Raw genomic sequence first — 7,246 nt, 5'->3', positions numbered from 1 at the left:
GGGTGGGTGGGGCGCCACGCTTGTCCTGGCGCCCCAGCCAGTCGGGGTCGGGCGTCAGGTAGAAGAAGGCTGCCGGCTCCATCAGCGGGCCGACCGACACCGGCAGCACCGGGCGCGGCAGGCCGGCCTTGGTACATTCGGTATCAACCACCGCCAATTCGGTGAGGGATGGAGATTGCAGGACGTAAAACACCGGACGACTGCGGTCGAGGTTCAAGGTAAGGGACGACTGGTTGATCGTCTCTGAGCGAACCCAGAGGTACAACAGCCGGCGCAAGGTGCCAAATACCAGACGGCGAAAGGGAGAACGGGTCATACGGCTTCTGCTTTGAGTGGGGAAAAAAACCGGGCAGGTGCTCGGGGCGCTAGTGTGCAGTATTAGCCGAAAATCGGCAAAAAAGCGGCGAAGTAATCTTGAGTTGAAGCTTTTTGAGCCTGTCTTATACTCGGCAGTTCAACTGCGACGACTCAACAATAAACGTACTTATAAAAAGCATGTGGGAGCAAAACAGATGGCAACGCGCGAAACCGGCAATGTGAAGTGGTTCAACGACGCCAAGGGCTATGGCTTTATCCAGCGGGAAGATGGCAAGGATGTGTTTGTGCACTACCGCGCCATTCGCGGTGAAGGGCATCGTTCATTGGCTGAAGGCCAGCAGGTGGAATACGCCGTGGTGACGGGAGAGAAGGGCTTGCAGGCTGAGGATGTGGTGGGCCTGTAAACAATTGCAGCGACACCGGATAACCCATGTGGGAGCGGGCTTGCTCGCGAAAGCGGAGTGACAGTTGATACTCAGGTGACTGACACACTGCATTCGCGAGCAAGCCCGCTCCCACATTCTTGATTGGATTTACAGCGTTAGATCAGGTTGTTTTCCAGGTGATCTGCTCTTCACCGTCTGCGCTGATACGAATCCAGGTATCCGCGCTTTCTTCACCTTCTTCCTCTACCCAGCTGCCCGGCGCGCAACGCACTTCGACGTTCAGCGCGGCAAAGGCTGCGCGGGCGCAGGCGATGTCGTCTTCCCACGGGGTCTGGTCGCTTTCCAGGTACAGGCTGTTCCATTTGCCTACGGCTTTCGGCAGCCAGGTGACCGGTACGCTGCCGGCTTTGCACTTGTAGGTCTGGCCGCGCTGGACCCAGTCGGTGCACGGGCCCAGGGCGGCGCCCAACCAGGCGGCGATGGCCTTGTGGTCGACGTCGGCGTCCTTGAGGTAAATCTCGATATCAGGTTGGCGCATGGATGTTCCTCGTTGCGGGATTTTGAAAATCCATTCGCGGATTCGGTGTGGGCCCCGAGGCCCACAAAAATAATGGGTTATTGAAGCACGAAATAGTCGTAGCGCATCGACACAGTGACCAGCAGCGGTTCGGCGGCTTCGATCACCCGGGCCCGGCGTTCGGCACTGGCGCGCCAGCCGTGGGGCGTCATCGCCAGCAGGTTGGCGCGATCCTTGGGATCGGCCAGGCTGAGCTTGAACTCCAGGGTTTCGCTGTGTTGCAGGCTCATGCCCTGCGGCACCAGCGCCAGGTGCTTGTCGTCGGTGTACTCGCGCACTTCGTCGTACAAACGCTCACGCAGTTCCATCAGGTGGCCGCTGGTGGGGCCGACTTTCATCAAGCCACCGCCCGGGCTGAGCAGGCGCTTGGCCTCCAGCCAGTCCAGCGGGCTGAACACGCTGGCCAGGAACTGGCAACTGGCATCGGCCAACGGCACCCGGGCCATGCTGGCGATCAACCAGGTCACCGTGGGGTTGCGCTTGCAGGCACGCTTGACCGCTTCCCTGGAAATATCCAGGGCGTAGCCGTCGGCGCGCAGCAGGGTGTCGGCGATTTGCGCGGTGTAGTAACCCTCGCCACAGCCGATATCCAGCCAGCGCTGGGGTTTGCGTTCCGCAGCCAGTTCGGCCAGGCGCCTGGCCACCGGGGCGTAATGCCCGGCGTTGAGAAAGTCGCGGCGCGCTTCCACCATCGCCAGGTTGTCGCCTGGGTCACGGCTGTTCTTGTGCTGCACCGGCAACAGGTTCAGGTAACCCTGGCGCGCCCGGTCGAAACGGTGCCCGGCCGGGCAGGCTACGCCGTTGTCCACTTCATGGAGCGGTGCGCTGCAAATGGGGCAAGCGAGCATCAGGCGAGCAACTTGATCAGGGTCTGGTAGTAGATTTCGGTCAGCACATCGAGGTCGCTGGCGAGGATGCGCTCGTTGACCTGATGGATCGTCGCGTTGACCGGGCCCAGTTCCACCACCTGAGTGCCGAGGGTCGCGATGAAGCGCCCATCGGAGGTGCCGCCGCTGGTGGACGCCTGGGTCTCGCGACCGGTGACGGCCTTGATGCTGGCGGAGACCGCATCGAGCAACGCGCCCGGTTCGGTGAGGAACGGCAGGCCCGACAGCGCCCACTCCACATGCCAGTCCAGGCCATGCTTGTCGAGAATCGCCGCGACCCGCTGCTGCAGGCCTTCGACGGTGGACTCGGTGGAGAAGCGGAAGTTGAACACCGCCGTCAGGTCGCCCGGGATCACGTTGGTGGCGCCGGTGCCGGAGTTGAGGTTGGAAATCTGGAAGCTGGTAGGCGGGAAGAAGGTGTTGCCATCGTCCCAGTGCTCGGCGGCCAGTTCGGCCAGGGCCGGAGCCGCCAGGTGGATCGGGTTCTTCGCCAGGTGCGGGTAGGCCACATGGCCTTGCACGCCGCGCACGGTCAGGGTGGCGCCGAGGGAGCCGCGACGGCCGTTCTTGACCACGTCGCCCACCAGGGTGGTGCTCGACGGTTCGCCGACGATGCACCAGTCCAGGCGCTCCTTGCGGGCTGCCAGGCGTTCGATCACGGCCTTGGTGCCGTGGTGCGCCGGGCCTTCTTCGTCACTGGTGATCAGGAATGCGACCGAACCCTTGTGGTCCGGGTAGTCGGTCACAAATCGCTCGGAAGCGACCAGCATCGCCGCCAGGCTGCCTTTCATGTCGGCTGCGCCACGGCCGCAGAGCATGCCGTTTTTATCGATCAGCGCGTCGAACGGGTCGTTCTGCCAGGCCTTGACCGGGCCGGTCGGCACCACGTCGGTGTGGCCGGCGAAGCACAATACCGGGCCTTCGTGTTTGCCGTGGGTGGCCCAGAAGTTATCCACATCCTCGATGCGCATCGGCTCAAGCGCAAAACCGGCGTCGCCCAGGCGCTGCATCATCAGCTTCTGGCAATCGGCGTCGACCGGCGTCACCGACGGGCGGCGGATCAGGTCGATAGCGAGTTGGAGGGTCGGCGAAAGGTCGGCGTGGGCCGTCATGTAAAAACTCCAGAAGCATGTCAGGGCGCAAGGCTTATGTGGGAGGGGGGCTTGTGTGGGAGCGGGCTTGCTCGCGAATACGGAGTGTCAGTCAACAATGTATGAACTGACCCGGCGCATTCGCGAGCAAGCCCGCTCCCACACAAAGCAATGGCCTGGGCCAAGTCTCACAAAATGGCCGTTATCTTATAGCAAAACGGCGGCCAGAGGCCGCCGTTTAGTGCATTGCGCAGGATTTTAAGCAGCGGCCACAGGCTCTTGCTTCGGTGCCGGTTTCGGCAGCGACGACAGGAACGCCATGATCAGCGCCGCCACATACGGCAGCGACTGCACCAGCAACATCACCACCCAGAAGCGCATGTCATTGCTCGGCAGGCCCTGCACCAGGTAAATCCCCAGTGCCGCACCCCACAACAGCAGCATGATGAACATCTCTTCCCGGGCTTCGGAGATCGCCACCCAGAAACCGTGGTTATCGGCGTTCTTCGGTGTACGGAAGAACGGAATGCTGGTGGTGAAGAACCCGTACAGCACCGCCTTGGCGATGGTGTGCGACAACGCCAGCCCGGCCAGTGCCGCGCAGAACGCATCTTTCAGGTTCACACCCACCGCACGACGGTAGAGGAAGATGATCTTGCCGACCTTGAACACGAACAACGCCAGTGGCGGGATCGCGAAAATCAGCAGCGGCGGGTCAACCCGCGTCGGCACGATAATCATCGCCGCCGACCACAACAAGGCGCCCACGGTGAAGAAGATGTTCATGCCGTCGGCCACCCACGGCAACCACCCCGCGAGGAAGTGGTAGCGCTGGCCACGGGTCAGCTCGGTGTCCTTGCCGCGCAAGAGGCTCGCAGTGTGACGCTTGATGATCTGGATCGCGCCGTAGGCCCAGCGGAAACGCTGTTTCTTGAAGTCGATAAAGGTATCGGGCATCAGGCCCTTGCCGTAGCTGTCGTGGTAGTACGCCGCCGACAGGCCCTTCTCGAAGACCCGCAGGCCCAGCTCGGCATCCTCACAGATGCACCAGTCGGCCCAGCCCAGCTCTTCCAGCACCGAGCGACGGGTCATGGTCATGGTGCCGTGCTGGATGATCGCGTCACGGTCGTTGCGGGTGACCATGCCGATATGGAAGAAGCCTTTGTATTCCGCGTAGCAGAGCTTCTTGAAGGTGCTTTCGTTCTGGTCACGATAATCCTGTGGCGACTGCACCACGGCGATTTTCGGGTCGGCGAAGTGCGGCACCATGTGCTTGAGCCAGTTTGGCGACACGCAGTAATCGGAGTCGATCACCGCGATCACTTCGGCATCCTTGGCGGTGTGCGGGATCAGGTAGTTCAGTGCGCCGCCCTTGAAACCGGCCAGGGGCGAGACGTGGAAGAACTTGAAGCGCGGGCCGAGGGTTTCGCAGTAGTCGCGCACCGGCTCCCACACGGCCGGGTCCTTGGTGTTGTTGTCGATGATCAGGACTTCGTAGTCCGGATAATCGAGGGCGGCCAGGGCGTCGAGGGTCTGTTTGACCATCTCCGGCGGCTCGTTGTAGCACGGCACGTGGATCGAGACTTTCGGGCGGTAGTCCGAATCCCCTTCAACCGGCAGGAATTCACGCCGGCGTTTGTGGGTCCAGACTGCTTCGGCCAGCTCATGGGCTTCGGTCAGCAACACGATAAATACGCCCAGGGCGCCGAGTGCCAGCAGGAAGCCCACCGTCAAGCTGAACCAGGTGCTGTATTGCTGACTGTAGTCATAACCGATCCACACCAATACCGACCCGCACAGGAACGCGATAAAGGTCAGGAACGTACGGCCGCGCTGGCGCAGGGCCGAGCCGTCGATCATCAGCAGGGTCAGGGACAGCAGCGCAAGCACCACCGAGCCGATCGCCAGCACTCGCCATTGCGGAATCGCGACCACCGGGCCATCAAAGTTGAATTTCTGCTGGCGTGCGGCGTTGAACACGCCCCAATAGGCCCCTACAGAGCCTTCGTCGCTGGCTTTCCATGGCTGGTCAAACGCTTCGATCACGAAGTAGTTGTAGCCCTGGCGGTTCAGCGTGTTAACCAGCGTGCGCAGGTAAATCGCCTGGTCGGCGGGGGAGGCGTCAGCACCGCCACGCATCCGTCCGTTGCTCGGCCAGCCAACCTCCGACAGCAACAGCGGCTTTTTCGGGAAGGTCTTCTTCAGGTCCCGGGCGCGATCGAGGACGAACTGGCCGGCCTTGTCCACTGGGATATGTTCCCAGTACGGCAGGATGTGCGCGGCGATCAGGTCGACGTGCTTGGCCAGTTGCGGGTTGTGTTCCCAGATGTGCCATTGCTCGGAGGTGGTCACGGGCACCTTGACGGCGGCCCGTACCCGATCCAGCAGCACGATCAGCGCTTCCGGAGTGATTTCCTCGCGGAACAGCGCCTCGTTGCCCACCACTACCCGCACTACGCTGCGGGAGCTGTTGGCGATTTCGATGGCGCGCTGGATCTCGCGCTCGTTGCGCTCAAGGTCCGGACTGATCCAGATCCCCAGGGTCACCCGCAGGCCGAATTCTTCCGCCAGCTTGGGGATATCCCCCAGGGTGCCGTCGACCGAGTAGGTACGGATGTTGTCCGTCAGCTTGCTCATGATCGCAAGGTCCTGACGCATTTGATCGTCGGTCGGATACTGGTCTTTCTGTGGGTACTGGCCTTGCTGGAACGGCGAGTACGAAAAACCGGAGATCTGCTCGGGCCAGTTAGGGGCATTGACCGGGCGGTTGATCAGCGCCCAGAAGCCGGTGAACAGCGCGGCGATTGCCAGCACCACCACCAGGTTGAGTCCAAATTTACGCGATGACATGGCTATTTCGGGTTCCAAAGGGTGTGGAACGAAAAGAGGTGTCGGCCTGCGCCGAACGGCGCGCATCCTACACTGGCCTTTCACCGACCGTACAGCAAGCCGGGAAAAACCGGACATTGGGCAGTGCAACTCGTCGTAAGTTCTCTTACTTGTAGCTTGTAGTTTAAAACTTGTCGCTGTGTAGCCCTATAATGCGCGCCGGTTTTTGGGGTAATGGTCATGAGTACAGAAGATCCACGGTTTGCCGGCGTCGCCCGCTTGTATGGCATTGAAGGCCTGGAGCGCCTGAAGGCGGCCCATGTGGCCATCGTCGGCGTGGGCGGGGTGGGTTCGTGGGCGGCGGAAGCCATCGCTCGCTGTGGCGTGGGCGAGATTTCGCTGTTTGACCTCGATGATGTATGCGTCAGCAACAGCAACCGCCAGCTGCATGCGCTGGACAGCACCGTGGGCAAGGCCAAGGTCGAGGTCATGGCCGAGCGCCTGAAAGGCATCAACCCGGATTGCACCGTGCACGCGGTGGCGGACTTCGTGACTCGCGAGACGATGGCCGAGTACATCACGCCCAATATCGATTGCGTGATCGACTGCATCGACAGTGTGAACGCCAAGGCCGCACTGATTGCCTGGTGCAAGCGGCGCAAGATCCAGATCATCACCACCGGCGGCGCGGGCGGGCAGATTGATCCGACGTTGATTCAGGTGTGTGACTTGAACCGTACGTTCAATGACCCGCTGGCGTCGAAGGTGCGCTCCACGTTGCGTCGCGATTATGGCTTCTCCCGCACTGTGACCCGCCATTACAGCGTGCCCTGCGTGTTCTCCACCGAACAGCTGCGTTACCCGAAGCCGGACGGCAGCATCTGTTTGCAGAAGAGTTTTGTCGGGGATGGCGTGAAGCTGGACTGCGCCGGCGGGTTTGGCGCGGTGATGATGGTGACTGCGACCTTCGGCATGGTGGCCGCGACCAAGGCGGTGGACAAGATAGTGGCCGGGGTGCGCCGGCCTGCTGACAGAGTTCAGGCAACACCGATCTCTGCACCCTAAAAAGATCATAATGTGGGAGCGGGCTTGCTCGCGAAGGCGGAGTGTCAGTCACCAGACAGGTCGACTGATACACCGCCTTCGCGAGCAAGCCCG

The 7,246-nt window shown here is 61.7% G+C and carries 6 protein-coding genes and 1 pseudogene; 2 read left to right on the top strand and 5 right to left on the bottom strand.

Annotated elements, in window-relative coordinates:
• Window positions 1–316 (bottom strand): annotated as a pseudogene (locus AC3WKX_RS33885) (glycerol-3-phosphate 1-O-acyltransferase PlsB); the annotation flags it as partial.
• Between the two features lie 196 nt (window positions 317–512).
• Between AC3WKX_RS33885 and AC3WKX_RS33880 the strand changes: the two are divergent.
• Window positions 513–722 (top strand): cold-shock protein, encoded by a 210-nt coding sequence (locus AC3WKX_RS33880; RefSeq protein ID WP_003219353.1) that lies wholly within the window; start codon window positions 513–515, stop codon window positions 720–722.
• A 142-nt stretch (window positions 723–864) separates the two neighbouring features.
• Here AC3WKX_RS33880 and AC3WKX_RS33875 read toward each other — a convergent pair whose 3' ends face one another.
• The 4 genes from AC3WKX_RS33875 to AC3WKX_RS33860 form a co-directional block, all read right to left on the bottom strand.
• Window positions 865–1,242 carry a hypothetical protein gene (locus AC3WKX_RS33875; protein ID WP_008430491.1) on the bottom strand — a complete coding sequence of 126 codons (378 nt, stop codon included), beginning with the start codon at window positions 1,240–1,242 and terminating at the stop codon, window positions 865–867.
• Between the two features lie 77 nt (window positions 1,243–1,319).
• On the bottom strand, window positions 1,320–2,129 hold the full coding sequence (locus tag AC3WKX_RS33870; protein WP_102606503.1) for a putative RNA methyltransferase: 810 nt from the start codon (window positions 2,127–2,129) through the stop codon (window positions 1,320–1,322).
• Window positions 2,129–3,280: a succinyl-diaminopimelate desuccinylase gene (gene dapE, locus AC3WKX_RS33865; protein ID WP_102606504.1), complete on the bottom strand. Its 1,152-nt coding sequence runs from the start codon at window positions 3,278–3,280 to the stop codon at window positions 2,129–2,131. The genes AC3WKX_RS33870 and dapE overlap by 1 nt, the downstream gene beginning before the upstream one ends.
• A 237-nt stretch (window positions 3,281–3,517) precedes the next feature.
• Entirely contained in the window at window positions 3,518–6,109 is a 2,592-nt protein-coding gene (locus tag AC3WKX_RS33860) for a glycosyltransferase (protein ID WP_003219347.1), read from the bottom strand.
• A gap of 219 nt (window positions 6,110–6,328) precedes the next feature.
• Between AC3WKX_RS33860 and tcdA the strand changes: the two genes are divergently transcribed.
• Window positions 6,329–7,153: a tRNA cyclic N6-threonylcarbamoyladenosine(37) synthase TcdA gene (tcdA, locus tag AC3WKX_RS33855; RefSeq protein ID WP_167665521.1), complete on the top strand. Its 825-nt coding sequence runs from the start codon at window positions 6,329–6,331 to the stop codon at window positions 7,151–7,153.
• The last annotated feature ends 93 nt before the right edge of the window (window positions 7,154–7,246 follow it).

It is taken from the genome of Pseudomonas sp. GP01-A4, from assembly GCF_058780865.1.
This window is presented reverse-complemented; position numbering and strand designations above follow the sequence as displayed.